Consider the following 24513-nt stretch of genomic DNA (forward strand, 5'->3'; position numbering starts at 1 on the left):
GCTTCCTCCCAGAATTCAATCGAGGAACGGAACATGCTGACATTTTATTATGCGCCCGGAAGCTGCGCGCTCGCCAGTCTCATCGCCCTGGAAGAATCCGGTCTCGCCTATGAGCACCGTCGCCTCAACCTCGCCAATGGCGATCAGCGCCAGCCTGATTATCTGGCCATTAATCCCAAGGGCCGCGTTCCGGCACTGGTGACCGATCGCGGCGTCATTACCGAAAATATCGCGATCATGGCCTACATCGCCCAGATCGTGCCGGCCGCGAAGCTGGCACCGCTCGACGACCCCTTCGAATTCGCGCAGATGCAATCCTTCAACAGCTACATCGTCTCCACCGTTCATGTGAACCATTCGCACAAGGGGCGCGGCTACCGCTGGACCGATGATGCGGCAGCCATCGAGACGATGAAGGCCAAGGTGCCGCAGACCATGACCGAAAGCTTCGCCTTGATCGAAGACAAGATGCTAAAGGGTCCCTGGGTAATGGGCGAGCAATATACCGTCGCAGACGGCTATCTCTTCACCATGGAGAAGTGGCTGCCGGGAGATAATGTCGATATCAAACAGTTCCCCAAGGTCAGCGCGCATTATCAGCGCATGCTTGAGCGCCCGGCCGTTCAGAAGGCGCTTGCCATCGAACAGGCCTGATCAATCAGCCGAATGTTGCCAGAAGTTTTTTCGGGGCGCGGTGCCGCCACGCCTCGATAAAGCGCCGCTCCAGTTCCTCGTCGCCGATCGCGTTGATGCGCAGCGGCACGGAGGGCCAGCCGATATAGTGATCCGTCTGAAAATAGATCTCGGGCGCCATTTCCATCAGCTGCTCCTTGCGGTCGATCGGCAGCGACAGCACGATAGTTTCATTGTTCTTCACCGTGACAAAGGCTTTGCCTCCGACCTTGAAGGCGGGCAGGCCGTAATACAGGCCAGGTTCAACCGCCGGCAGCCTGGCTTGCGCGATAAGCCGCTGCAATCGTTCGGCGATAACGTCCATATCGATGGCCGATGTCATGTTTGCACGTATAGAGTGGGTCTCTCTCAGGCGCATTCTTCCGGCTGAATGCACCGCTTGTCCAGCGGACGCCCGAGATTTTCCGGCATCAGCGGCAAGTCGGCCAGTTCTTCCAGTGACATGCTCGCGAGCATCGGGTGTTGCAGCGGATCGCCTTCCCGTTCGCAATCCTCCTCCAACAGATGATTGAAGAAAAGCTTCAAGATCGACATGTGATTGTCTCCTTGGATCTCCGCATCGATGCAACCATAGGGGCATCGTCCGGCGAAGCGGCGGCACTTTTCAATTTCATGATGCAATATCGCGCATTTTCCCACTCTACGCAATTGAGAATAATGGGATGCTGATATAGATATTCTATAATGAGAAACCTAAACAATGTTCATCTGAATGGCTTGCGCGCCGTTGAAGCCGTTGGCCGGCTGGGCTCGCTGCAGGCGGCCGCCGACGAACTCGGTGTAACGGTCGGCGCGGTCAGTCAGCAGGTCATCAAGGCGGAGGCGCAGCTCGGACGACCACTGTTCGAGCGAACTCCAAAAGGCATGATGGCCATGGCATCGGGGCTGGCGATATTGACGAGGCTCAACGAGGGCTTCCAAGCGCTTACGGCCGCAGTCGCGCTTGCGCAGCACGAGGATGAGAATATCCTTACGATTTCGGTCGCGCCGGTCTTTGCAGCCCGCTGGCTGGTCTATCGGCTGGACCGCTTCGCCAGCCGCCACCCGGATATCCGTCTACGCATCGATGCCACCACGCGCCTGATCAATCCGGCGACATCCGATGTCGATATCGGCATCCGGGTCGGCAGCGGGCAATGGCCCGGCGTCAAGTCCGAGCTGCTGCTGGCGCAGGAAGTGTTCCCGGTCGTCACACCACAGATTGCCGCCACGCTTCGGGAGCCTGCCGATATACTGAAAGTCCCCGCCGTCATCGACGGACATGCGATGTTCGGCTGGGAGGTGTGGCTACGCGAGGCCGGGCTCTCGGGCCATTGCATGGAAGAGCGGCACATCTTCAACGACGCGTCGCTCTGTCTGGATGCGGCCATAGCGGGGCAAGGGGTGATGCTCGCCTGGCAGACGCTAGCTGGCTATGCCCTTCAGCAGAAATGCCTCGTCGATCCCTTCGGCATCCGCGCCAAAACCGGTTTCGGCCATTATTTCGTCACTGCACCCGGCGTGCGGGAACCGAAGAAGGTTACCGCCTTCAAGGCCTGGATCCGTGAGGAAATGCAAGAGAGCATGCGTCTCTTCCAATAATGTCAGACCGGTTCCTTGCCGCGGATCGCCTGCATTGCCTTGTAGGCGACGCGTGACTGGCAGCGCTCGATCCAGGCCTTCATCTTCGGGCGAGCGTCGAACAATTCCTGTTCGGTCTGGGCATAGCGCATCACTTCCGCGAGGTTCAAGTCAGCGGCTGTGAAGCGATTGCCGACGAGATAGTCCTGGGTTTGCAGGTGCTTTTCGAGTACGTCGAGTGGCTTCTTCAGCGAGCGGCAGGCGACTGCGATCCCGGCCTTGCCCGCGTCGCTGTTTTCCTGGGCATTGTCATAGATGCGAACCAGCGCGACGCTATAAGGTTCGACTTCCGTCGCCGCCCACATCGTCCACATGGACATTAGCCCTTCTTCCTCTACCGTCTTGCCGGCAAGCGGGCCGCCATATTTGCGGGCGAGATAGAGGTTGATGGCGAGCGATTCATGCAGGATGAGATCGCCATCCCTCATGCAGGGGATCATGCCCATCGGATTGACGGCCAGAAACTCCGGCGACATCGTATTGATTGGGGCGTCGGCGGCGAGCGGATTGGCAAGCCGGCTGGCCTGGATAACGGGCACGGATTTGAACTCGATGCCGAGCTCCTCGGCCATCCAGTAATTGCGCGAGGCGCGCGAGCGATAGACACCGTAGATCGTCAGCATGTGGGTCTCCCAGATTCGAGTCGGCGCGACCTTATTGGGCAGGTTGGGCGAGTAAAAGACCCTGCCGTTGATATCTGCAATGAAAGCTCGTGATGGATGGCGGATGGCCGGCGCCGCGCAAGCACGAAAATATCCGCCAACCCACCGAAATCTTTGCAAATCATGCTGCCGAAGGCTAGCCTTCGTTCAGAAATTAGCGTCGCTGCATGTTACCGTTCGATCACGGCTTTCGTCGGATGCGGTAGGAGGCATCCGGTGAAATGCACATGGGCAATCGGTAACTGCGATCTCGGGAGGAGAGCAGATGCTTGCGACCAGCGTTTCGCTAGACGACAAATATATCGCTGAGGATGGCCGCGTTTTCATGACCGGCCTGCAGGCGCTGGTGCGGCTGCCCATGACACAGATGCGGCGTGACCGCGCCGCCGGGCTCAATACGGCAACGTTCATCTCAGGCTATCGCGGCTCGCCGCTCGGCGGCTATGATCAGCAGCTTCTGAAAGCCAAGACTTACCTCGACGCGCATGACGTCACCTTCCAGCCCGGAATCAATGAAGACCTTGCAGCCACGGCCGTCTGGGGCTCCCAGCAGGTCGGCCTTTCTCCCGGTGCCCGCAAGGATGGCGTACTCGGCATCTGGTACGGCAAAGGTCCCGGGGTTGACCGTTCCGGTGACGTGCTGAAGCACGGCAATGCCGCCGGCACCTCCAGGCATGGCGGCGTTCTCTGTTTTGCCGGCGACGATCATTCCGCCAAATCCTCGACCATTCCGCACCAGACCGACCATGAATTCATCTCGGCGGTCATGCCGGTCATCTATCCCTCGTCGATCCACGAATTCCTCGAATATGGCCTGCTCGGCATTGCCATGTCGCGTTACTCCGGCTGCTGGGTGGGGATGAAGTTCATCGCCGATACGGTTGAGACGACGGCGACCGTCGATCTCTCGGGGGAAAAGCGGCAATTCCTGTTGCCGACGGATTTCGAACTCCCTTCCGGCGGCCTCAACCTGCGCTGGCCCGACCCACCCTTGATGCAGGACGACCGCCTGCAGAATTACAAGGCCTATGCGGCCATCGCCTTTGCCCGCGCCAATCGCGTCGATGAAATCACCCATGAGGTACCCAATGCCCGCTTCGGCATCATCTCCTCCGGCAAGGCCTATGAAGATGTGCTGGAGGCGCTCCGCGAGCTGGAGATCGGTCCGAAGGAGATGGCAGCGATCGGCTTGCGTATCTTGAAGGTGCGTATGCCTTGGCCGTTGGAGCCGGAGGCCGTGCGCCATTTCTCGGAAGGGCTGGACGAAGTTCTTGTCGTCGAGGAGCGGCGCGAGATCATCGAAAACCAGATCAAGCAGCAGCTGTTCAACTGGCGCGCCGATGTCCGCCCGCGCATCGTCGGCAAGTTCGACGAGCATGACAAGCCCTATCTCAGCCTGTCTTCGGCGCTGACAGTCGGCGCCGTCGCGAGAGCCATCGCCGGGCGTATCGTCAAGCTCGATCTCGATCGGGGCCTGCATGACCGCATTGCAGCCAAGCTTTCCTATCTTGCCGAGCGTGGCCAGATCAGTCGCAGCCATGTCGCGCCGTTGAACCGTACGCCCTTCTTCTGTTCCGGCTGTCCGCACAATACATCCACCCGCGTTCCCGAAGGCAGCCGCGCCATCGCCGGCATCGGCTGCCATTACATGGCCACCTGGATGGACCGCAGCACCGAGACCTTTACGCAAATGGGCGGCGAAGGCGTGCCGTGGACCGCGATCGCCCGCTACACCGACGAAAAGCACATGTTCGTCAATCTCGGTGACGGCACCTATTTCCACTCCGGCATTCTCGCCATCCGCCAGTCCGTCGCCGCCAAGGTCAACGTCACCTACAAGCTGCTCTACAACGATGCCGTTGCCATGACCGGCGGCCAGCAGATCGACGGCCACCTGACGCCACAATTGGTAACGAAGCAGCTGCATGACGAGGGCGTCAAGCCGATCTACCTGCTCTCGGACAATCCGGATGCCTATCGCGCCTCCGAGCTGGCGCCCGGCGTCAAGGTGCTGCATCGCGACCATATCGATCAGGTGATGCTGACGCTACGCGAGACGGAAGGTTGTTCGGCGATCGTCTATGTCCAGACCTGCGCGGCGGAGAAGCGCCGTCGCCGCAGTCGCGGCCTGATGGAGGATCCGGCCAAGCGCATCTTCATCAACAAGGCCGTCTGCGAGGGGTGTGGCGATTGCTCGGTGCAATCCAACTGCATCTCCATCGAGCCGCTGGAGACGGAATTCGGCCGCAAGCGCCAGATCAACCAATCGAGCTGCAACAAGGACTTTTCCTGCGTCAAAGGCTTCTGCCCGTCCTTCGTGACCGTTCACGGCGGCAAGCGCCGCAAGCGAAAGCCGCTTGATCACGCCGATATCGACGTGCCGATGCCGGAAATTCCTCTCATCGCCGATCGCCCCTGGAACATCGCGATCGCCGGCGTCGGCGGCACCGGCATCCTGACCATCGGCGCCATCCTCGGCATGGCCGCGCATCTGGATGGCAAGGTGCCGATGATCCTCGACATGGCCGGCCTCGCCCAGAAGGGCGGCGCCGTCATGAGCCATCTGCGCATCGGTCTCAACCAGGCAGACGTCACGTCCTCGCGCATCGTCAATGGCGGCGCGGATCTTCTCTTTGCCGCAGATGAGGTGGTCGGGGCCTCCAAGGATGCGGTCACACTCTGCTCAACGACGCGCACGACCGCCATCGTCAATACCGGGCTCATACCGGTCGCCGATTTCGTCCGCAACCGTGATTTCGACTTCAGGACCGACTCGATCCAGCACGCGATCGCCAAGACCGTCAGCGACAAGTCCGTCTTCCTCGATTTCGGTCATGTCGCGACCGAGGTCACCGGCGATGCGATCTCGACCAATATCCTGCTGACCGGCTTTGCCTGGCAGTGCGGCCTGCTGCCGCTGTCCCTGGAGGCGATCGAAAAGGCGATCGAGCTCAACGGCGTCGCGGTCGAGGCGAGCCTCTCCGCGTTTCATTGGGGTCGGCTTCTCGCGCATGATCCGCAGGCCGTGCATGCCCTGATGGTCGCGCCCGATGCCGGCAAGACGCTGGCTGACATGAGTCTCGATGATCTCATCAGGCATCGCAAGGCGCATCTGACCGCCTATCAGGATGTGGCCCTTGCCGAGCGCTATGGTGCTTTCGTCGCCCACGCCAATGCTCTGGCGACGAAAGAGCGGCTTTCGGACAAGGTGCCCTTTGCCGTCGCCGTCACTTATGCGCGGGTCCTGGCCTACAAGGATGAATATGAGGTCGCCCGGCTGCTCACCGATCCTGCTTTCGAAGCGCAATTGCGTGAGGAGATGGAGGGAGATTTCAAGCTGGCCCTCAATCTTGCGCCGCCCATCCTCGGCGGCAGGGATCCGAACGGCCGGCCAAGGAAGCGCGAATTCGGCGCGTGGATACTGCCGCTGCTGCGGGTGCTTGCACCAATGAAGCGGCTGCGTGGCACCGCTTTCGATCCCTTCCGCTACATGGCGGAGCGGCAAATGGAACGCCGCCTGATTGCCGAATACGAAGAGATCGCCGGGCGTGTGCTTTCCGGTCTGCGCCACGACAACGAGGCGGAAGCCCTTGCCATTCTCTCGCTGTTTGATGAGATAAGAGGCTTCGGCCCGGTCAAGGAGGAGGCTCGCCGGAAGATCATGGTGAGGATCGCGGACAGACTGAAAGCCTATGAGATGCCGCGGGAGGCGCAGCATGTACCCGCAGATGCGGCATGACGCCCGCGGTGGAAACTTGAAGCAGGCATAACGAGACATACGTTCAAAGAGATTGGACGTTCGGGAAGGTCGGGAGGAGAAGCCGGATGTTTTCTGGGGGATTGAACTTCGCGCTGGGCGAGGACATCGATGCGCTGCGCGAGCAGGTGCGCCGCTTTGCCAACAACCGCATCGCACCCTTTGCCGACGAGATCGACCGCAACAACAGTTTCCCGATGCATCTGTGGCGGGAGATGGGCGGTCTCGGCGTACTCGGGATCACGGTTGACGAAGCCTATGGCGGCGCCGGCCTCGGCTATCTCGCTCACACGGTGGCGATGGAGGAAATCAGCCGTGCTTCGGCTTCCGTCGGCCTGAGCTACGGCGCTCATTCCAACCTCTGCGTCAACCAGATCTACCGCAACGGCACCACGGCGCAGAAGGAGCGCTACCTGCCGAAGCTGATATCGGGCGAGCATGTGGGGGCTCTCGCCATGTCGGAACCGGGCGCGGGCTCCGATGTCGTCTCCATGAAGCTGCAAGCGGAGAAACGCGGCCATCACTATGTGCTGAACGGCAGCAAGATGTGGATCACCAACGGTCCGGATGCCGATGTTCTCGTCGTGTATGCCAAGACGTCTCCTGATGCGGGCCCGCGGGGGATCACCGCCTTCCTCGTCGAGAAAGGCTTCCCCGGCTTCTCCGTCGGCCAGAAGCTCGACAAGCTCGGCATGCGGGGTTCCAACACCTCGGAGCTGATCTTCCTCGATTGCGAGGTGCCGGAGGAGAATGTTCTCGGTCAGGTGGATGGTGGTGTCCGCGTGCTGATGTCGGGTCTCGATTACGAGCGCGTCGTCCTCTCCGGTGGCCCCGTCGGCATCATGGCCGCCTGCATGGATGTGGTGCTGCCCTACATGCATGAGCGCAAGCAGTTCGGCCAGTCCATCGGCGAGTTTCAGCTGATGCAAGGGAAGCTCGCCGACATGTATGTCACCATGAATGCCGCGCGTGCCTATGTCTATGCGGTGGCCGCCGCCTGCGACCGAGGCGAGACGACGCGCAAGGATGCGGCCGGCTGCATCCTCTATTCCGCCGAGAAGGCAACGGCGCTGGCGCTCGAATGCATCCAGGCGCTCGGCGGCAACGGCTATACCAATGATTATCCTGCCGGCCGGCTGCTCCGCGACGCCAAGCTCTATGAAATCGGTGCCGGCACCTCCGAAATCCGGCGCATGCTGATCGGTCGCGAGCTGTTCGGCGAAACGGCCTGACTGCGAAATTCCATTCCCATCAACCGGTGAAGCGCATGACCGTCCTGAAATCAGAGATATCGACGCATTCGGACCGCTTTCGCGATAATCGCGCCGCGTTGCTGGAGGCGATCGGCGTCGCCGAGGCTGCGGCGTCGCAGGCGGTGGAAGGCGGTGGCGCGCAGGCGCGTGAGCGCCATGTCAGCCGCGGCAAGATGCTGCCGCGCGATCGTGTCGCCGGGCTGATCGATCCCGCCACGCCGTTTCTGGAAATCGGCACGACCGCCGCGCACGGTCTCTACAACGGCGACGCGCCGGGAGCCGGCCTGATCGCCGGCATCGGACGCGTTTCCGGCCGCGACTGCATGATCGTTTGCAACGACGCCACGGTCAAAGGCGGCACCTACTATCCGATCACGGTGAAGAAGCATCTGCGTGCGCAGGAAATTGCCGCGGAAAACAATCTCCCCTGCATCTACCTCGTCGATTCCGGCGGCGCCAATCTGCCGAACCAGGACGAGGTGTTTCCCGACCGCGATCATTTCGGCCGCATCTTCTACAATCAGGCCAATATGTCGGCGGCCGGCATCCCGCAGATCGCCGTCGTCATGGGCTCCTGCACGGCGGGCGGCGCCTATGTGCCTGCCATGTCGGACGAGACCATCATTGTCGAGAAGCAGGGGACGATCTTTCTCGCCGGTCCGCCGCTCGTCAAGGCTGCGACGGGGGAGGTGGTGTCGGCCGAAGACCTCGGCGGCGGCGATGTTCACACGCGCCTTTCCGGCGTTGCCGATCATCTGGCGCGCGACGATGCCCATGCGCTCGCACTCGCCCGGCAGGCGGTCGCCAATCTCAATCGCCGCAAGCCCGAAAGTGTCGAACTGCGCGCACCCGAGGCACCGCTCTACGATCCCGAGGATATTCTCGGCATCGTTCCCTCCGACCTACGCACGCCCTATGACGTGCGCGAGGTCATCGCTCGCATGGTGGACGGCTCCCGGCTTGACGAATTCAAGGCGCGCTATGGCACGACGCTAGTCTGCGGCTTTGCCCATATCCACGGCATCCCGGTCGGCATCATCGCCAACAACGGTGTTCTCTTCTCGGAGTCGGCGCTGAAGGGCGCCCATTTCGTCGAGCTTTGCTCGCAGCGCAAGATCCCGTTGGTCTTCCTGCAGAACATCACCGGCTTCATGGTCGGCCGCAAATACGAGACGGAAGGCATCGCTAAGAATGGCGCCAAGCTGGTGACGGCTGTCGCCACGACTAAGGTCCCGAAGATCACTATGCTGATCGGCGGCTCCTTCGGCGCCGGTAATTACGGCATGGCCGGCCGGGCCTATTCGCCGCGTTTCCTCTGGACCTGGCCCAACAGCCGCATATCGGTCATGGGCGGAGAGCAGGCGGCGGGCGTGCTCGCCACCGTGCGCGGCGAGGCGCTGGCGCGGGGCGGCAAGCCTTGGACGCCGGAAGAAGAGGCCGCCTTCAAGGCGCCGACGCTCAAGATGTTCGAAACCCAGAGCCACCCGCTCTATGCCTCGGCCCGCCTTTGGGACGACGGCATCATCGATCCGCGCAAGAGCCGCGACGTGCTGGCTCTCTCGCTTTCAGCAGCACTCAACGCACCGATCGAAGACACACGCTTCGGTCTGTTCAGGATGTGAGGAGACGGAGATGAAACGCGATACCATCAATGCCAAGAATGCGCCGCAGCCGCGCGGCGGCTATGCCCAGGCCGTGAAGCTCGAGAATTTCGAGCGACTACTTTTTATCAGCGGACAGATACCGACCGATGTCGATGATGCCTTGCCGGAGGGATTTAAGGCACAGGCTCGCCAAGTCTGGCACAACATCGATGCGCAGCTGAAGGCGGCCGGCATGACGAAGGACGATATCGTCAAGGTCACCACCTTTCTCGCCGATCGACATCATACGATCGAGAACCGCGAGATCCGCAGCGAATATCTAGGCTCGCTCACCCCTGCCATGACAGTCGTGATTGCCGGTATTTTCGATACGGCCTGGCTGCTCGAAGTCGAAGTCATTGCCGCGCAATAGGGTCCGCCGATGTTTTCGAAGATACTGATCGCCAATCGCGGCGAGATCGCCTGCCGCGTTATCCGCACGGCGAGGCGCCTGGGCATCCGCACGGTCGCCATCTATTCCGACGCCGATCGGGATGCCCTGCACGTGGCGCTGGCCGACGAGGCCGTGCATATCGGCCCGGCGGCTGCGAGCGAGAGCTATCTGTCGAAGGAGAAGATCATCGGGGCCGCGAAGCGAACCGGCGCGGAGGCCATCCATCCGGGCTACGGCTTTCTCTCGGAAAATGCAGGTTTTGCCGAGGCCGTCGAAGCTGCCGGCCTGGTCTTCATCGGCCCGTCGCCGGCCTCCATCCGAGCGATGGGGCTCAAGGATGCGGCCAAGGCGCTGATGGAGCGGGCAGGGGTGCCGGTCGTGCCAGGCTATCATGGCGATAGGCAAGAGCCCGGCTTTCTTGCCGCACAGGCCGATGGCATCGGCTTTCCCGTTCTCATCAAGGCGCGGGCGGGCGGCGGCGGCAAGGGCATGCGCCGCGTCGACCGTCCGGAGGATTTCGGCGCTTCTCTGGAGGCGGCAAAGCGCGAGGCGAAATCCGCCTTCGGTGACGATGCGGTGCTCATCGAAAAATATCTGATCAAGCCGCGTCACATCGAGATCCAGGTCTTCGGAGACAGCTACGGCAATACCGTGCATCTCTTCGAGCGCGATTGCTCGCTGCAGCGCCGGCACCAGAAGGTGATCGAGGAGGCGCCGGCGCCTGGTATGACGGAAGAGATGCGCAACGCCATGGGCGAAGCGGCTGTTCGCGCCGCCCGCGCCATCGATTATCGCGGCGCCGGCACGGTCGAATTCATAGCCGACGTCTCCGAGGGCCTGTCGCCGGATCGCTTCTTCTTCATGGAAATGAATACACGCCTACAGGTCGAGCACCCCGTGACCGAAGCGATCACCGGCGTTGATCTGGTGGAATGGCAATTGCGCGTTGCGAGCGGCGAGCAGCTTCCGATGAGGCAAGATGAGCTCACCGTAAACGGCTGGGCCTTCGAAGCGCGCATCTACGCCGAAGATCCCTCGCGCGGCTTCCTGCCGGCAACCGGCACGCTTTCCCACCTTCTCTTTCCCGAAGGCGATGTGCGCATCGATTCAGGCGTGCGCAAGGGCGATACCATCACCCCGCATTATGATCCGCTGATTGCCAAGCTGACCGTGCACGCGCCGGATCGGGCGGCCGCCCTGGCGAAGCTTACGCGTGGTCTTGAGCAGACGCAGGTCGCCGGAACCACGACAAATCTCGATTTCCTCATTCGCCTCAGCCGCCAGCCGGATTTCGCCGCCGGCCAACCGGATACTGGATTGATCGATCGCGATATGGAGGCGCTGACCTCCGCGCGGCAACCCGACGATGCGGCTCTTGCCATTGCTGCCATTGTCGAGGCGGGTGGGTTCGCGCAAGCCGCTGACAATGATCCTTGGCTGTCGCTCGGTGCTTGGCAGCTCTGGGGCGAAGCAAGTCGTCCCGTCACGCTGCATTTTGCTGGCGGCCATCAGAATTGCCGCGTGGCGGCAAAGAGGCGGTCGCTGTTCAGCGTCGCCTTTGACGATCGCATCATTCTCGTTCGCTTGCTCGCAGGTGAGGGCCTTGCCCGCCACGTCGAGATCGACGGCCGGCAATCTCAACTGGATGTCTTCGAGACATCGTCAGGTGTGACTTTGTTCCTCGATGGGCAGACGCATCATTTCTATCGCCTCGATCTTCTCGATGGAGGAGAGGAGGTGGCCAGCGGCGGCGACCGCGTCATCGCGCCGATGCCGGGCCTCGTCAAGATCGTGCGCGTGCGCGAGGGTGACACGGTGGCGAAGGGTCAGGCGCTGATCGTCATGGAAGCCATGAAGATGGAACTGACGCTGACGGCAACTCGCGACGGCATCGTCGAAAGCCTGCATGTCGGCGAAGGTGACCAGACCAGCGAAAGCGCCGTGCTTCTGTCGCTTCGACCCGAGGATGCGGCATGACCGACAAGCCTTCCAACCACGTTACCATCGTCGAGATGGCGCCGCGCGACGGCCTGCAGAATGAGAAGCAGCAGGTCGATACCGAACGCAAGATCGAGCTGGTCGACCTGCTCTCCGATTGCGGTTTCGAGCGCATTGAGGTGACGAGTTTCGTTAGTCCAAAATGGGTGCCGCAGCTCGCCGATGCTGCCGATGTCATGGCGGGCATAAGACGACATCCCGGTGTTCGTTACGCAGCGCTGGCACCCAACATGCAGGGCTTCGAGGCAGCCCTTGCCGCCGACGCCGATGAAGTCGCGATCTTCGCGTCCGCCTCGGAAACCTTTTCCATGCGCAATATCAACTGCTCGATCGCCGAGAGCATCGAGCGCTTCCGGCCGGTGGCCGCTGCCAGCCGGGATCGCGGTGTCCCGTTGCGCGGCTATGTCAGCTGCGTCGTCGAATGCCCCTATGAAGGCGCAGTGCCGCCACAAAATGTCGTCAGCGTCGCCTGGCAATTGCGGGCACTTGGCTGCTACGAGATTAGCCTCGGCGACACGATCGGCAAAGGCACGCCGGAGGCCGTCGACCGGATGCTTGCCGCAGTGCTCGGCGAACTCCCCGCAGCGGTCCTTGCCGGCCATTTTCATGACACGTCCGGCCGCGCGCTCGATAATATCGGCGTCGCGTTGGAGCGCGGCCTGCGGGTATTCGATGCGTCAGCCGGTGGCCTCGGCGGTTGCCCCTTCGCTCCCGGCGCCAAGGGCAATGTCGATACCGTTTCGGTTCATGATTATCTATCGGCGAGGGGTTTCGAGACGGGTCTCGACCAGGACAAGCTTGCCCGCGCCGCCGCCTTTGCCCGCAGCCTCAGGAGCGCCTCATGATATCGCAAACGATCCGCATCGCTACCGACGAGCGCGGTGTTGCCCATATGACGCTGGCACGCCCGGAAAAACACAATGCCCTGTCGGCGGAGATGATCGACGATTTGACGGCGGCTACAGAAGACCTTGCTCACGATAGGGCAGTCCGGGTCGTCGTGTTGACCGGCGAGGGCGCCAGTTTCTGTGCCGGCGGCGATCTCGGCTGGATGCGTGCCCAGTTCGATGCCGCGCGGGACGGGCGCATGGCCGAGGCGCGACGACTTGCCATGCTGTTCAAGACGCTGAACGAATTGCCGAAGCCGCTGATCGCACGCGTTCATGGCAATGCCTTTGGCGGCGGCATCGGCATCCTTAGCGTCTGCGATATGGTGATCGCGGCATCGACGGCCCGCTTCGGCCTCACGGAAGTACGCCTAGGCATCATCCCGGCCACGATCAGCCCCTATGTCGTCGCACGCATCGGCGAGACGAATGCCCGTCCGTTGTTTCTGTCTGGCAAAATCATCGATGCCTGGCAGGCACATGCTGCCGGCCTGCTGTCGCGGGTCGTGGCGGAGGAGGCGTTGGATGAAGCCGTGGAGGCGGAGGTTCGCCATTTTCTTGCGGCGTCACCACAGGCTGCCGCTCGTGCCAAGGCCCTGGCGCGTTCCGTAGGCAGGCCGATCACCGATGGCATGATCGATCACGTCGTCGAGCAATTGGCCGATGCCTGGGAAACCGACGAGGCGAAGGAAGGCATTACTGCCTTCTTCGAAAAACGGCAGCCGAACTGGCGATCGGGCTAATGCATGTCGCGCAAAAGTGTTCCGCGGTTTTGCGACAACGACATGCGCAAAATCAAAGACCTAAAGCGCAAGAAGCGAAGCTGAAAGATCGCGATGCACTTTAAGCGAGCCTGTTGTTTTCAATAGTCAACTGCGGGAACTGCGTGCTTCCCTTAATGAGATCGCCGGATGCCGGCTTGTCCCAGCGAAAGCCCATGATCGCGGCTTGCCGCATCTCCTGAAAGAGATTGCCGGCAATCACCGCCGAGCCGGCGCCATCCGCGACCGAGACCACGCAACCGATGCCGGCGTGCCTGACGATATTGCTTGTCGCGACGACGTTGCGGAGATATTGCCCCCAGCCGAGCCTCAGCCCCCAGAGCGGCGCATTCTCGATGACATTGTCGGCAACAAGCGTATCGGCTTCCGCCGAGATACCGATGCCGAAGCCGCCATCCTGTGCGTAGGGTGCTGTCAGCGACAGGTTGCGGATGACGTTGCCCGTCACCGAGGCGAGCCTTCCGCCCTTGTCGAAATTGGTGACTGAAATGCCGTTGGCGGCGCCATCGACAAGGTTGTTGCTGATCGTGGCGCCGACGAATTCGAATTCGCAGTAGATGGCCGTTTCGCCGGAGCGCAGGCACTGATTGTTCGAGATCTGCACATTCGACGCCGAGTTGGCTCGGATGGCGGTGAAGGCGCAGTCGGTGATCTGATTGCCCGAAACCGTGACGCCATCGGCGCGGAAGACGTTGATGCCATTGCCGTTCTGGCCGGTGCCGCCGCCGTTGGCGCGGATGCGCGCAATGCGGTTGTTGGTGACGCTGCTGCCATCCTCGGCCTTGTCCCAGCGATGGATGAGGATACCGCCATTGCCGCAATCCACGACGCGATTGCCTGTCGCCGTCAATCCGGTTGACTGGACGGAATAGATGCCGGCTTCCGCCGCGCCGGAGATGCGGCTGCGCTCGATCCGGCCGCCGCAGCGCTCAAGCTGCAGAGCATGCTTGCGGCTGCCGGTAACTTCGCAATTGTCGATCAGCACCTCGTCGACACCGGTAAATTGCAGGAGGCCGCCGGCATAATCGGCGAGCCAGCGATTGCCGCCATCGAGCACAAGGCCGGAAAGCTCGATACGCCTGGCCTTGTCGGCATTCATCAGATGGCCGTCGCCGCTATAGATCAGCCGCGACGCACCGGGGACGCCCGTGATGCGGGTATTATCCGGCAGCGTCAGGTTGGAAATATTGTAGGTGCCCGGCGGCAGGAAGAGCGGCATGTTGGTGCGCGCCGCATTGTTGATCATCGCTTGCAGCTTGCCGCTCTTGAAATCGCTCGCTCTCGGCGTCGTCTTCAGCGCAACGGCGTCGATTGGTCCGCGTAGCTCGGCACCGGTCATCCTGGCCAGCGGCGCGGCGAAAACGCGCGGCGTAAGCAGGCCGGCCGCCGCCGAGGCGGCGAGGGAAGCGACGAAGGTGCGGCGTTGGATCATTGCGAGCTCCTGGAACGTCGCTCCCGAAGCAGAAATCGTGCCAGGCCTATCTGTGCCATTTTGATACGGCGGCCGCTCGTCAAACGCTTTCGATTGGCCAAGGGCCTTGACCTCTTTCTATTTCATTTACCAGTCCCGTACAGGCGATGACCCGCACCTAATCCATTTGCGCTAGGGGCGACTCGCCGCGCATGTTATCCCTGCCGCATGCGGATCGCGGCCTTTCAACGTCTGGCACTTTTCGACGCCGTCGAGCAGGCAGCCGAGGTTTTGGCACGCGATCTCGCTTGGGCGGAAGCTGAAGGCATCGATCTCGCACTCTTTCCGGAATGCTATCTGCAGGGGCACAGCTATAACGAAGCCATCGCCAGACGCCGCGCGCTCTCCCTTGACGATCCCGGGTTGAATGCGCTTGTCGCTCGTTTCGCCTCGGGCAAGACGACAGCGATCATTGGCTTCTTCGAGAAGAGGGGCGATGCGCTCCACAACAGCGCCATGGTCGTCAAATCCGGCCGGATAACCGGGGTCTATGCCAAGGCTCATCCGCTCGAAAGCGGCTGCACGCCCGGAAGGGATTTTCCGGTCTGGCAGGAGGGCAATTGGCGTTTCGGCATCAATATCTGCGCCGATCTCCGATATCCCTACACGTCGGCCCGTCTGGCTAAACAGGGAGCGGGCCTCATCTGCAATCCCATCAATCTGATGCTGCGACCCCACAAGGCCGAGAAATGGCACAGGCCGGGCATTTCCGGCTTACAGATATGCGCCAAGCATACGGGATGCTGGGTCATGGCGTCCGATGTGGTCGGAAGCAACGAGGATGGCTGGGTGAGCTATGGTACGAGTGCAATCGTCGATTCGAACGGCGTCGTCGTGGCAAAGGCCAAGCCGCATAGCGAGGATGTCCTCGTCTTCGATCTGCCGGATCGGCAACCCGAACGACGATTCGCTCAAAAAGCTGCTGTCGTCGCTACCTAATCGTGCAAATCGCGCTATCCTCATAAGTCATGAGACCCGATCAACTGCTTTATCCGGCGCCGGAGGGCCTGTTCTGCCCGATCGGCGGCTTCTATATCGATCCCGTACAGCCGGTCGAGCGAGCGCTCATTACGCATGGTCATTCGGACCACGCCCGCTCCGGCCATGCCCATGTGCTCGCCACCCGTCAGACCCTCGATATCATGCGTATTCGTTACGGCGATGATTTTGCCGGCTCGGAGCAAGCAGTCACTTTCGGCGAGGAGGTGACGATCAATGGCGTAAAGGTGCGGTTCCATCCTGCCGGTCACGTCCTTGGCTCCGCTCAGATCGCAGTGGAGAAGGATGGGCTGCGCATCGTCGTCTCAGGCGATTACAAGCGCCGGCCGGACCCGACCTGTGAAGCCTATGTGCCGGTCCTCTGTGATGTCTTCATCACCGAGGCGACCTTCGGTCTGCCGGTCTTCCATCATCCCGATCCGATGGCCGAGACACGCAAACTCCTGGGTTCGCTTCGCCAGTTTCCGGAGCGGACGCATCTGGTCGGCGCCTATGCGCTCGGCAAGGCGCAGCGCGTCATCCGCCTGCTGCGCGATGCCGGCTATGACAAGCCGATCTATATCCATGGCGCATTGGAAACTCTCTGCGATTACTATGTCAGCCAGGGCATCGCGCTTGGCGAACTCAAGCCAGCCACCCTCGAAAGCCGCGATCAGTCGATCTTCCATGGCGCCGTGGTCGTCGGCCCGCCCTCCGCTTTCCAGGATCGCTGGGCGCGGCGCTTTCACGATCCTCTGCCGGCCTTCGCCTCGGGGTGGATGATGGTGCGCCAGCGAGCCAAGCAGCTCGGTGTCGAGCTGCCGCTGGTCATATCGGACCATTGCGACTGGCCGGAGCTGACGGAGACGATCTCCGATCTGAAGCCGAGCGAGGTCTGGGTCACCCACGGCCGCGAAGAGGCGCTGGTGCGCTGGTGCGAGCTGCAGGGCATCGCCGCCAAGCCGCTGCATCTCATCGGCTATGAAGACGAGGGCGATTGATGAAAGCCTTTGCCGACCTTCTCGACCGCCTGGTGCTGACGCCGAGCCGCAACGGCAAGCTGAAGCTGCTGACCGATTATTTTCGCGATACGCCCGATCCCGACCGTGGCTATGGTCTGGCCGCCATTGCCGGCACGCTCGAGGTGCGCAACGTCAAGCCCGCCATGCTGCGCGAGCTTGTTCTCGAACGTATGGACGAGGTGCTGTTCCGCTACTCCTACGATTATGTCGGTGATCTCGCCGAAACGATCTCGCTGGTGTGGGACAAGGAGAGCGACATCGAGCGCCCTGCAGGCGAGCAGCCGAAACTCGGCGAGGTCGTCCGCAGCATGAACGCGCTAGGGCGGACCGAAGTGCGCAGTTTCGTGCGCGATCTGCTCGACCGATTGGATACTTCGGGCCGCTTTGCCTTCCTGAAGCTTGCGACCGGCGCCATGCGCATCGGTGTTTCCGCCCGGCTTGCCAAACAGGCGCTGGCCGAACTCAGCGGCAAGGATGTGACCGAAATCGAAACGCTATGGCATGGCCTGCGGCCGCCTTATGAAAGCCTGTTCGGCTGGTTGGAGGGCGGGGCGGAGAAACCGGTACTGGCAACACCGGCGATCTTCCATTCCGTCATGCTCGCAAATCCGGTTGAATCAGGCGATCTCGATGGGCTCGACCCCCACGATTTCGCCGCCGAATGGAAATGGGATGGCATTCGCGTCCAGCTTTCGCGCTCGGGCGCCACGAGCAAGCTCTATTCTCGCTCCGGCGATGATATATCCGGAGCCTTTCCCGACATTGTGGACGCCATGAACTTCGAGGGTGTTATGGATGGCGAGCTGCTGGTCGGCGGCACCGTGCGATCCAACAGCCCGACACGCAGCTTTTCAGATTTGCAGCAGCGTCTGAACCGTAAGACTGTGACTTCGAAGATGCTGGGCGAGTTTCCCGCCTTCATCCGCGCCTACGATCTTCTCTTTGATGGCGCGGAGGACGTGCGCGCCCGCGGCTTCCTCGATCGGCGCGAGCGGCTGACGGAGATCATCGATGCCGCCCCGCATGATCGTTTCGATCTATCGCCGCTCGTCGATTTCACCTCGTGGGAGGAGCTTGACCGGCTGCGCTCTTCGCCGCCCGATCCTGTCATCGAAGGCGTGATGATCAAGCGCAGGGACAGCGCCTATCTCGCCGGCCGGGCCAAAGGCCCCTGGTTCAAGTGGAAGCGCGATCCCTATAATGTCGATGCCGTGCTGATGTATGCGCAGCGCGGCCACGGCAAGCGCTCCAGCTACTATTCCGATTTCACCTTCGGCGTTTGGTCGATGACGCCTGAGGGCGAGCAGCTGGTTCCGGTCGGCAAGGCCTATTTCGGCTTTACTGACGCCGAACTGGAGGTGCTGGACAAGTTCGTGCGCAACAATACGGTCGATCGTTTCGGCCCCGTGCGCGCCGTACGCGCCGATCGAGATTTTGGTTTCGTGCTCGAGGTTGCTTTCGAAGGGATCAATCGGTCCAGCCGCCACAAATCCGGCGTTGCCATGCGCTTTCCCCGCATTGCAAGGCTACGGCCAGACAAGCCGCCCTACGAGGCCGACAGGTTGGAAACTTTGATCGCGATGATTGACGCCAAGGCTCCGGTTGTCGATGAATAGGCGAGGGCGACTCCTCACCACAAAGTGAGTTGGCCTTGCCTTTCAACCCGTGCAGATTGCCCTGCGCCGGGACATTTAGACAGAGCTCATGACCATGTCTGACGACAACGCATTTCGTCCCAATCGCCGCGGCGTTCTTACCGGCATCGCCATCACGCTTTTTGCGCCCTCCATCGTCCGGGCGGCTGATGACAGCACTACGGGCGGCAAGCCCTCTGAGACAAAGGCGATCGCCCGGAGTGATGAAAAGGCCGAGGATGCGCCGCCACAGCTTTCTGGTGACTATGCCAAGGAGCGCCATCTCTTTCGCACCGACCTTGTGAGCAAGGGGCCGGCTCCCGATATCTACGAACCGCTGGCGACGCCATCGACCGCCGAACGGCTTTTCTATCGCAGCGGTGTCGGCGAAGAGCTGGAGCTCGTCGCCTGGGTTTCCCGCTACACACGCTCAGAGAAGCCGAAGCCGGCCGTGCTTTTCCTGCACGGCGGTAACGCCATCGGCCAGGGGCATTGGCAGCTGATGAAGCCCTATGTCGAGGCCGGCTATGTCGTCATGATCCCCTCCGTGCGTGGGGAAAACGGCCAGAAGGGCAATTTTTCGGGTTTTTACGATGAAGTTGCCGATGTGCTGGCCGCGTCTAACCGGCTGCGGCATCTGCCTGGGGTTGATCCGCACCGCATGTTCCTGGCCGGACACAGCATCGGCGGTACGCTGGCCATGCTGGCAGCCATGTCGACCCATCGCTTCCGGGCGGTCGCGCCGATATCAGGCAATCCGGATGCCTATGCCTTCTTTGGTCGCTATCCGCAGGACATCCGATTCAACACCAGGAACCCGCGCGAATACCAGATGCGCTCCCCTCTCTGCTATGCGCACAGCTTCAAGAGCCCTGTAAAGCTGTTCCACGGGACCGAAGAGGCGCATTTCGATTCGCGCTTGGCATTGCTTTCGAAGCGAGCGACAGCAGCAGGCGTGAAAATGGAAATGGCGACCGTGCCGGGCAGCCACAATTCGGCTTTGCCGGGCGAAATCGCTCAAAGTATCGAGTTCTTCAAGAGCGTGGCCGTCTAGACCAGCTCCCGTAAGAGCGGCACCGGAGATAAGCCGCACCGCTCTGCTAGTCGGTACTTACGCCATCAGCTTCTCGATCAGTGCCGCCGCCGCTTCCGCAATCACGGTTCCGGGCGGGAAGATCGCGTCGGCGCCGGCTGCCTCCAGCGCCGCAAAATCCTGCGGCGGGATGACGCCACCGACTGCGATCAGAATATTGCGGGCGTGGCGCCGGGTGAGCGTCTCCTTCAATTCCGGCACCAGCGTCAGATGGCCGGCGGCAAGCGACGATGCACCGACGATATCGACGCCTTCGCGAACGGCGACGTCGGCGACTTCCTCAGGCGTCTGGAACATGGCGCCGACGACGACATCGAAGCCAAGATCGGCAAAGGCCGTAGCGATCACCTTTTGCCCGCGGTCGTGCCCATCCTGGCCCATCTTGGCGATGAGGATGCGGGGCTTTTCGCCGCGCACCGTGCGGAAGGCCTCGACCTTGGCGACAGCCTTGTTGAAAGCGGGATCGGCGTCGCCGACTTCCTGACGGTAGACGCCTGAGATGGTCCTGATCTCGGCGACATGCCGGCCATAGGCCTTTTCCAACGCGAGCGAGATTTCGCCGACGGTCGCTCTTGCCCTTGCCGCCTTCACGGCGAAGTCGAGCAGATTGCCGGTGCCGTTTCGCGCGGCATCCGTTAAGGCATCCAGGGCTGTTTCGACGGCTGTCGTCTCGCGCGTGCCCTTCAATTGCTGCAGCTTGGAAAGCTGGCGTGCCCGCACCTCGGAATTGTCGATCTTCAGAACGTCGACCTCGATATCTTTTCCCGGCCTGGAAAAATTGATGCCGACGAGGGTTTGATGGCCGCTGTCGATGCGTGCTTGCGTGCGGGCCGCCGCTTCCTCGATGCGAAGCTTGGGGATGCCTTTCTCGATCGCCTTTGCCATGCCGCCAAGTGCCTCGACTTCCTCGATATGGGCAAGGGCGCGCGCGGCGAGATCATGGGTCAGCCGTTCGACATAGGCCGAGCCGCCCCAGGGATCGATGATGCCTGTCGTTCCCGATTCCTTCTGCAGCAGGATCTGCGTGTTGCGGGCGATGCGGGCGGAATGATCCGTCGGCAGCGCCAGCGCCTCGTCGAAGGAATTGGTATGGAGCGACTGCGTGTGTCCCTGTGTGGCAGCCATCGCCTCGACCATAGTGCGGATGATGTTGTTCATCGGGTCCTGCGCCGTCAGCGACCAGCCGGAGGTCTGGCTGTGGGTTCTGAGCGCCAGGGATTTCTGGTCCTTCGGTGCGAAATTCTTCTGCATCAGCGCGGCCCAGATCAGCCGCCCCGCGCGCATCTTGGCGACTTCCATGAAGAAGTTCATGCCGACGGCCCAGAAGAAGGAGAGGCGAGGGGCGAAGCTGTCTATATCGAGCCCGGCTGCCACGCCTGCCCGCGCATATTCGATGCCGTCGGCGATGGTGTAGGCGAGTTCCAGATCCGCCGTCGCGCCGGCCTCCTGCATGTGGTAGCCGGAGATCGAGATGGAGTTGAACTTCGGCATACGCTGGCTGGTATAGCTGAAAATGTCAGAAACGATCCGCATCGAGGGTTGGGGCGGATAGATATAGGTGTTGCGGACCATGAACTCCTTGAGAATGTCGTTCTGGATCGTGCCGGACAGCTTGTCCTCGGAAACGCCCTGTTCCTCCGCCGCGACGATATAAAGCGCCATGACCGGCAGCACCGCGCCATTCATCGTCATCGATACGCTCATCTCATCGAGTGGAATGCCGTCGAAGAGCTGGCGCATGTCGAGGATGGAATCGATCGCCACACCCGCCATGCCGACATCGCCTGATACCCTCGGATGATCGCTGTCATAACCGCGATGGGTGGCAAGATCGAAGGCGACGGAGAGCCCTTTCTGGCCGGCGGCGAGATTGCGGCGATAGAAGGCGTTGGATTCTTCCGCCGTGGAGAAGCCGGCATATTGGCGGATAGTCCAGGGCTGCTGGACATACATGGTCGGGTAGGGGCCGCGCACAAATGGTGCAGCGCCAGGATAGGTTTCAAGGAAGCTCAGGCCGGCGAGGTCGTTTTCGTCGTAAGCGCGCTTGACGCTGATGCCTTCGGGGGTTTCCCACGCCGGGGCGGTGGTCGTTGGTGCCGTTGCTTGTAGCTTGGCCCAGGGGATGGTGGCGAAGTTGGGGATCTTGGTCATGGAGCGGATGCCTCCGCGAACACGATGTCCATTCTCATCCCTCCATCCCCTCATCCAGCCGCATCGGCACCAACCCCGTCCCGCCAGCGATCGGACTCAAAGGGCCCAAAACCGTCACTGGCCGCTCGGTCTTCATGGCAAACAGCGTCGTCCCTACGATCGGCTTGGCGATGCGGCTCTCGCGTGCCTCGGCAACCATCGCCGCCAACTCACCGCTGGGAATGACCCTCGCCAATCCGCCCTTGCTTTCGATCTCGATAAAGATATCCCATGCCCGCTCGCAAAGCGCGTCGGTCAGCGCCTCGATGCCACCCGCACCGGCAGCGGGATCGAGGACATGATCGAGGTGGCTTTCGGCAATCAAAATCGTCTGCATGTTGCGCGCCAGCCGCCGCGCCAGCGGGTCGGGTATGCCGTGCGTCAGGCTGTGCGGCAGGACGGAAATCTCGTCAGCGCCGCTGACGCCGGCTGAAAAGACCGCGATCGTGTTGCGCAGGATGTTCGTCTCCGGATCGAGGCGGGTCAGCATGCGATAGCTCGTCTCCGCAAAGAGATGCGCCGGTCGTGGGTCGGTGACGCCGCAGGCCCCGGCGATCCGGGTGAAGATCAGCCGTGCGGCGCGCATCTTCGCGATGGTCGTGAACTGGTTCTGATCGGCTGAAAGGCAGAGGCTGGTTGCCGCAAGCGCTGCTTCCGGCGACAATCCGATCTCCTCAAGCAGTCGTAAATGGCCGACGAGGCTTGCTGCCATCACCGCCAGTTCCTGCGCCTCGGTCCCGCCGGCGTTATGCACGGCACGGCCGTCTGCATTGACGATCGTGCCAACCGACTTCAACTCTTTGAAGTATTTGATGTCCTTGGTAAAATTGGCGAAATGCACGGCTGTCAAGAAAGCGTCGAGCCCAAGGTGCAAACTTTGGGCACCACCGTCCACAACCGAGGCTGCTACCGTTTTGGCGATGCTGGAGGAAAAGCCGTCGAGGCGCAGAGTTGTCGTCTTGGCGGATGCTGCTGCCAGCACTTCGGAAAAGGTTGGCGACTGAGCGTCCATGCCGATGCCGAAAGCCGAAGCGGCACTGCTGGAAACCAAGCTGATACCGCTTGCGCCGTTGGCAAGATCGTTGCTGAGCTGCGCTATTGCCCGCTCGGGGTCCGGATCGTCCATGCGCTGCGTCACCGTCCAGGGCAGCTCGGCCCGCTGACGAAATAGCGGCTTGCCGTCGCGCCGTCGCTCGTAAAGCGGCTCTATCGTGATGCCGTCATCGGTTCGCGAGACCAGTGCTTCCTGGAAATCCTTGCCTTTCAGCGCCCGTTCCACCAGCTTCAGCCAAGTCTTGTGGTCGGTCTGGCCGAAGATGCCCGGGTCGAGACTGTCGATATTCATGCGCTCCTCCGTACTGCATTGGTCTAGCCCATGATGCCGCAAGGGAAAACAGGAGTTTGGCTGATCGGTGCAATATCTTCGTTGGAACCGTCTGGTGATCGACGCCAGCCTCGCTCCAGCCGCGGCATTCATTATGCGGCCGATCCGATGTGTCCCAACTGGTTTCCGATAATGGCCGACCTGCTGCCTGTTTCCCGTCACCTGTTTGTCGCTGCCGCGCTGACGACATTGTCCGCCTGCAGCATCATTCCTGATACGGGCGCCACCGATCCGGATCGCTTTGTGCAGGAGACGACGCCCGTCTTCTATCGTCCGGAGGGTATCGAGCCGAACAGGGTAAGGCGCCTGCCGGTGCAGCCCGTGCCGCAATCGCGCGATCTCTTCCGCACCCAATTCCATCAGACCTATGGCCTACCGACCTTCAATCCAGTGCATCAGGCCATGTATGCGCAGCGCAGCGAGGATGATTTCACGTTGCCGGCCATTCCCTACAAGCGCATCGATCCGCGCTTCCTGCGGCAGGAAGTGGACTACCAGACCAGGGAGCGCCCCGGCACTATCGTTGTCGATACGCGCGAACATTTCCTCTATTTCATCGAACCGGGCGGCAAGGCGATGCGCTATGGAGTCGGCCTCGGTGCGGCGGGATATGCCTGGCACGGAAGGGGCCTGATCCAATGGAAGCAGAAATGGCCGCGCTGGACCCCGCCCGCCGAAATGGTTGCGCGCGAACCGCAGATGAGGCCGCTATCGGCCGAGCGCGGCGGCATGAATCCGGGGCCGACCAACCCGCTCGGCGCGCGTGCGCTCTATATCTATCAGAACGGCCGGGATACGCTTTATCGGGTTCACGGCACGCCGGATTGGCAGTCGATCGGCAAGGCCGCATCTTCCGGATGTGTTCGGATGCTCAATCAAGATGTAATAGATCTCTACAGCCGGGTGCCCGATAAGGCAGAAATCGTCGTTCTGTAGCGGTATTTTACCACAAATTTTCGTGATGTTGCATAAGTGCGATAGTCGGGGTGGTTTGCGCTCTTTAGTTTTGCGTCTGTCTCTGCGAACCTCTCGGGGAGCCGAATCAGCCTGTT

At 61.5% G+C, this 24513-nt stretch carries 20 protein-coding genes; 14 read left to right on the forward strand and 6 right to left on the reverse strand.

Annotated elements, in window-relative coordinates; all coding sequences use genetic code 11:
* Positions 1-33 precede the first annotated feature (33 nt).
* Positions 34-654 (forward strand): glutathione S-transferase family protein, encoded by a 621-nt coding sequence (locus AC13RM_RS05295; protein ID WP_374815766.1) that lies wholly within the window; start codon positions 34-36, stop codon positions 652-654.
* A gap of 4 nt (positions 655-658) precedes the next feature.
* Here AC13RM_RS05295 and AC13RM_RS05300 read toward each other — a convergent pair whose 3' ends face one another.
* Complete coding sequence (locus AC13RM_RS05300) at positions 659-1015, reverse strand: MmcQ/YjbR family DNA-binding protein (RefSeq protein WP_374815768.1); 357 nt, start codon at positions 1013-1015, stop codon at positions 659-661.
* A 26-nt stretch (positions 1016-1041) separates the two neighbouring features.
* Positions 1042-1227 carry a hypothetical protein gene (locus tag AC13RM_RS05305; protein WP_374815770.1) on the reverse strand — a complete coding sequence of 62 codons (186 nt, stop codon included), beginning with the start codon at positions 1225-1227 and terminating at the stop codon, positions 1042-1044.
* A 150-nt stretch (positions 1228-1377) separates the two neighbouring features.
* Between AC13RM_RS05305 and AC13RM_RS05310 the strand changes: the two genes are divergently transcribed.
* On the forward strand, positions 1378-2274 hold the full coding sequence (locus AC13RM_RS05310; RefSeq protein WP_374815772.1) for a LysR substrate-binding domain-containing protein: 897 nt from the start codon (positions 1378-1380) through the stop codon (positions 2272-2274).
* A 2-nt stretch (positions 2275-2276) separates the two neighbouring features.
* On the opposite strand, the gene AC13RM_RS05315 is transcribed toward AC13RM_RS05310, so the two are convergent.
* A complete protein-coding gene (locus AC13RM_RS05315; protein ID WP_374815774.1) occupies positions 2277-2936 on the reverse strand; it encodes a glutathione S-transferase family protein in 660 nt (219 codons plus the stop codon).
* 304 nt (positions 2937-3240) lie between these two features.
* Here AC13RM_RS05315 and AC13RM_RS05320 point away from each other — a divergent pair, with 304 nt between their 5' ends.
* From AC13RM_RS05320 to AC13RM_RS05350, 7 genes are all read left to right on the forward strand, one after another.
* Positions 3241-6714 carry an indolepyruvate ferredoxin oxidoreductase family protein gene (locus tag AC13RM_RS05320; protein WP_374815776.1) on the forward strand — a complete coding sequence of 1158 codons (3474 nt, stop codon included), beginning with the start codon at positions 3241-3243 and terminating at the stop codon, positions 6712-6714.
* An 86-nt stretch (positions 6715-6800) separates the two neighbouring features.
* Positions 6801-7964: an isovaleryl-CoA dehydrogenase gene (locus tag AC13RM_RS05325; protein ID WP_374815778.1), complete on the forward strand. Its 1164-nt coding sequence runs from the start codon at positions 6801-6803 to the stop codon at positions 7962-7964.
* Between the two features lie 35 nt (positions 7965-7999).
* On the forward strand, positions 8000-9607 hold the full coding sequence (locus tag AC13RM_RS05330; RefSeq protein ID WP_374815779.1) for a carboxyl transferase domain-containing protein: 1608 nt from the start codon (positions 8000-8002) through the stop codon (positions 9605-9607).
* A gap of 10 nt (positions 9608-9617) precedes the next feature.
* A complete protein-coding gene (locus AC13RM_RS05335; protein WP_113232340.1) occupies positions 9618-10001 on the forward strand; it encodes a RidA family protein in 384 nt (127 codons plus the stop codon).
* Between the two features lie 9 nt (positions 10002-10010).
* Positions 10011-11999 carry an acetyl/propionyl/methylcrotonyl-CoA carboxylase subunit alpha gene (locus AC13RM_RS05340; protein ID WP_488554686.1) on the forward strand — a complete coding sequence of 663 codons (1989 nt, stop codon included), beginning with the start codon at positions 10011-10013 and terminating at the stop codon, positions 11997-11999.
* Positions 11996-12865 (forward strand): hydroxymethylglutaryl-CoA lyase, encoded by an 870-nt coding sequence (locus AC13RM_RS05345; protein WP_374815783.1) that lies wholly within the window; start codon positions 11996-11998, stop codon positions 12863-12865. The genes AC13RM_RS05340 and AC13RM_RS05345 overlap by 4 nt, the downstream gene beginning before the upstream one ends.
* Positions 12862-13650: a crotonase/enoyl-CoA hydratase family protein gene (locus tag AC13RM_RS05350; protein ID WP_374815785.1), complete on the forward strand. Its 789-nt coding sequence runs from the start codon at positions 12862-12864 to the stop codon at positions 13648-13650. The genes AC13RM_RS05345 and AC13RM_RS05350 overlap by 4 nt, the downstream gene beginning before the upstream one ends.
* 100 nt (positions 13651-13750) lie before the next feature.
* Here AC13RM_RS05350 and AC13RM_RS05355 read toward each other — a convergent pair whose 3' ends face one another.
* Positions 13751-15121 (reverse strand): TIGR03808 family TAT-translocated repetitive protein, encoded by a 1371-nt coding sequence (locus AC13RM_RS05355; protein ID WP_374815787.1) that lies wholly within the window; start codon positions 15119-15121, stop codon positions 13751-13753.
* Positions 15122-15328: 207 nt separating this feature from the next.
* On the opposite strand from AC13RM_RS05355, the gene AC13RM_RS05360 reads away from it, so the two are divergent.
* The 4 genes from AC13RM_RS05360 to AC13RM_RS05375 all read left to right on the forward strand — a co-directional run bounded on the left by AC13RM_RS05360 (position 15329) and on the right by AC13RM_RS05375 (position 19848).
* Positions 15329-16099 carry a carbon-nitrogen hydrolase family protein gene (locus AC13RM_RS05360; RefSeq protein WP_374815788.1) on the forward strand — a complete coding sequence of 257 codons (771 nt, stop codon included), beginning with the start codon at positions 15329-15331 and terminating at the stop codon, positions 16097-16099.
* Positions 16100-16128: 29 nt separating this feature from the next.
* Entirely contained in the window at positions 16129-17139 is a 1011-nt protein-coding gene (locus tag AC13RM_RS05365) for a ligase-associated DNA damage response exonuclease (RefSeq protein WP_374815790.1), read from the forward strand.
* Positions 17139-18776: a cisplatin damage response ATP-dependent DNA ligase gene (locus AC13RM_RS05370; protein ID WP_374815792.1), complete on the forward strand. Its 1638-nt coding sequence runs from the start codon at positions 17139-17141 to the stop codon at positions 18774-18776. Before AC13RM_RS05365 ends, AC13RM_RS05370 begins: the two co-directional genes overlap by 1 nt.
* 88 nt (positions 18777-18864) lie before the next feature.
* Entirely contained in the window at positions 18865-19848 is a 984-nt protein-coding gene (locus AC13RM_RS05375; RefSeq protein ID WP_488554687.1) for an alpha/beta hydrolase family protein, read from the forward strand.
* A gap of 57 nt (positions 19849-19905) precedes the next feature.
* Here the strand turns inward: AC13RM_RS05375 and scpA are convergent, their stop codons facing one another.
* Both scpA and AC13RM_RS05385 read right to left on the reverse strand, forming a co-directional pair.
* Complete coding sequence (gene scpA, locus AC13RM_RS05380) at positions 19906-22038, reverse strand: methylmalonyl-CoA mutase (RefSeq protein WP_374815795.1); 2133 nt, start codon at positions 22036-22038, stop codon at positions 19906-19908.
* A 34-nt stretch (positions 22039-22072) separates the two neighbouring features.
* The gene (locus tag AC13RM_RS05385; protein ID WP_374815797.1) at positions 22073-23422 is read right to left on the reverse strand and encodes a methylmalonyl-CoA mutase family protein; all 1350 of its coding nucleotides are present in this window, start codon (positions 23420-23422) and stop codon (positions 22073-22075) included.
* A 171-nt stretch (positions 23423-23593) separates the two neighbouring features.
* On the opposite strand from AC13RM_RS05385, the gene AC13RM_RS05390 reads away from it, so the two are divergent.
* Positions 23594-24397 carry a L,D-transpeptidase gene (locus tag AC13RM_RS05390; RefSeq protein ID WP_374815799.1) on the forward strand — a complete coding sequence of 268 codons (804 nt, stop codon included), beginning with the start codon at positions 23594-23596 and terminating at the stop codon, positions 24395-24397.
* Positions 24398-24513 lie beyond the last annotated feature (116 nt).

Source organism: Martinezella sp. CNPSo 3732 (genome assembly GCF_057784515.1).

Excerpts from the sequence above, each read along its gene's own strand:
- AC13RM_RS05360 (WP_374815788.1), top strand. The coding sequence starts at position 15,329 with ATGCGGATCGCGGCCTTTCAACGTCTGGCACTTTTCGACGCCGTCGAG.
- AC13RM_RS05370 (WP_374815792.1), top strand. The coding sequence starts at position 17,139 with ATGAAAGCCTTTGCCGACCTTCTCGACCGCCTGGTGCTGACGCCGAGC.
- AC13RM_RS05345 (WP_374815783.1), top strand. The coding sequence starts at position 11,996 with ATGACCGACAAGCCTTCCAACCACGTTACCATCGTCGAGATGGCGCCG.
- AC13RM_RS05350 (WP_374815785.1), top strand. The coding sequence starts at position 12,862 with ATGATATCGCAAACGATCCGCATCGCTACCGACGAGCGCGGTGTTGCC.
- scpA (WP_374815795.1), bottom strand. The coding sequence starts at position 22,038 with ATGACCAAGATCCCCAACTTCGCCACCATCCCCTGGGCCAAGCTACAA.
- AC13RM_RS05340 (WP_488554686.1), top strand. The coding sequence starts at position 10,011 with ATGTTTTCGAAGATACTGATCGCCAATCGCGGCGAGATCGCCTGCCGC.
- AC13RM_RS05330 (WP_374815779.1), top strand. The coding sequence starts at position 8,000 with ATGACCGTCCTGAAATCAGAGATATCGACGCATTCGGACCGCTTTCGC.
- AC13RM_RS05375 (WP_488554687.1), top strand. The coding sequence starts at position 18,865 with ATGACCATGTCTGACGACAACGCATTTCGTCCCAATCGCCGCGGCGTT.
- AC13RM_RS05315 (WP_374815774.1), bottom strand. The coding sequence starts at position 2,936 with ATGCTGACGATCTACGGTGTCTATCGCTCGCGCGCCTCGCGCAATTAC.
- AC13RM_RS05365 (WP_374815790.1), top strand. The coding sequence starts at position 16,129 with ATGAGACCCGATCAACTGCTTTATCCGGCGCCGGAGGGCCTGTTCTGC.
- AC13RM_RS05385 (WP_374815797.1), bottom strand. The coding sequence starts at position 23,422 with ATGAATATCGACAGTCTCGACCCGGGCATCTTCGGCCAGACCGACCAC.
- AC13RM_RS05310 (WP_374815772.1), top strand. The coding sequence starts at position 1,378 with ATGAGAAACCTAAACAATGTTCATCTGAATGGCTTGCGCGCCGTTGAA.
- AC13RM_RS05335 (WP_113232340.1), top strand. The coding sequence starts at position 9,618 with ATGAAACGCGATACCATCAATGCCAAGAATGCGCCGCAGCCGCGCGGC.
- AC13RM_RS05320 (WP_374815776.1), top strand. The coding sequence starts at position 3,241 with ATGCTTGCGACCAGCGTTTCGCTAGACGACAAATATATCGCTGAGGAT.
- AC13RM_RS05325 (WP_374815778.1), top strand. The coding sequence starts at position 6,801 with ATGTTTTCTGGGGGATTGAACTTCGCGCTGGGCGAGGACATCGATGCG.
- AC13RM_RS05355 (WP_374815787.1), bottom strand. The coding sequence starts at position 15,121 with ATGATCCAACGCCGCACCTTCGTCGCTTCCCTCGCCGCCTCGGCGGCG.
- AC13RM_RS05390 (WP_374815799.1), top strand. The coding sequence starts at position 23,594 with ATGGCCGACCTGCTGCCTGTTTCCCGTCACCTGTTTGTCGCTGCCGCG.
- AC13RM_RS05295 (WP_374815766.1), top strand. The coding sequence starts at position 34 with ATGCTGACATTTTATTATGCGCCCGGAAGCTGCGCGCTCGCCAGTCTC.
- AC13RM_RS05305 (WP_374815770.1), bottom strand. The coding sequence starts at position 1,227 with ATGTCGATCTTGAAGCTTTTCTTCAATCATCTGTTGGAGGAGGATTGC.
- AC13RM_RS05300 (WP_374815768.1), bottom strand. The coding sequence starts at position 1,015 with ATGACATCGGCCATCGATATGGACGTTATCGCCGAACGATTGCAGCGG.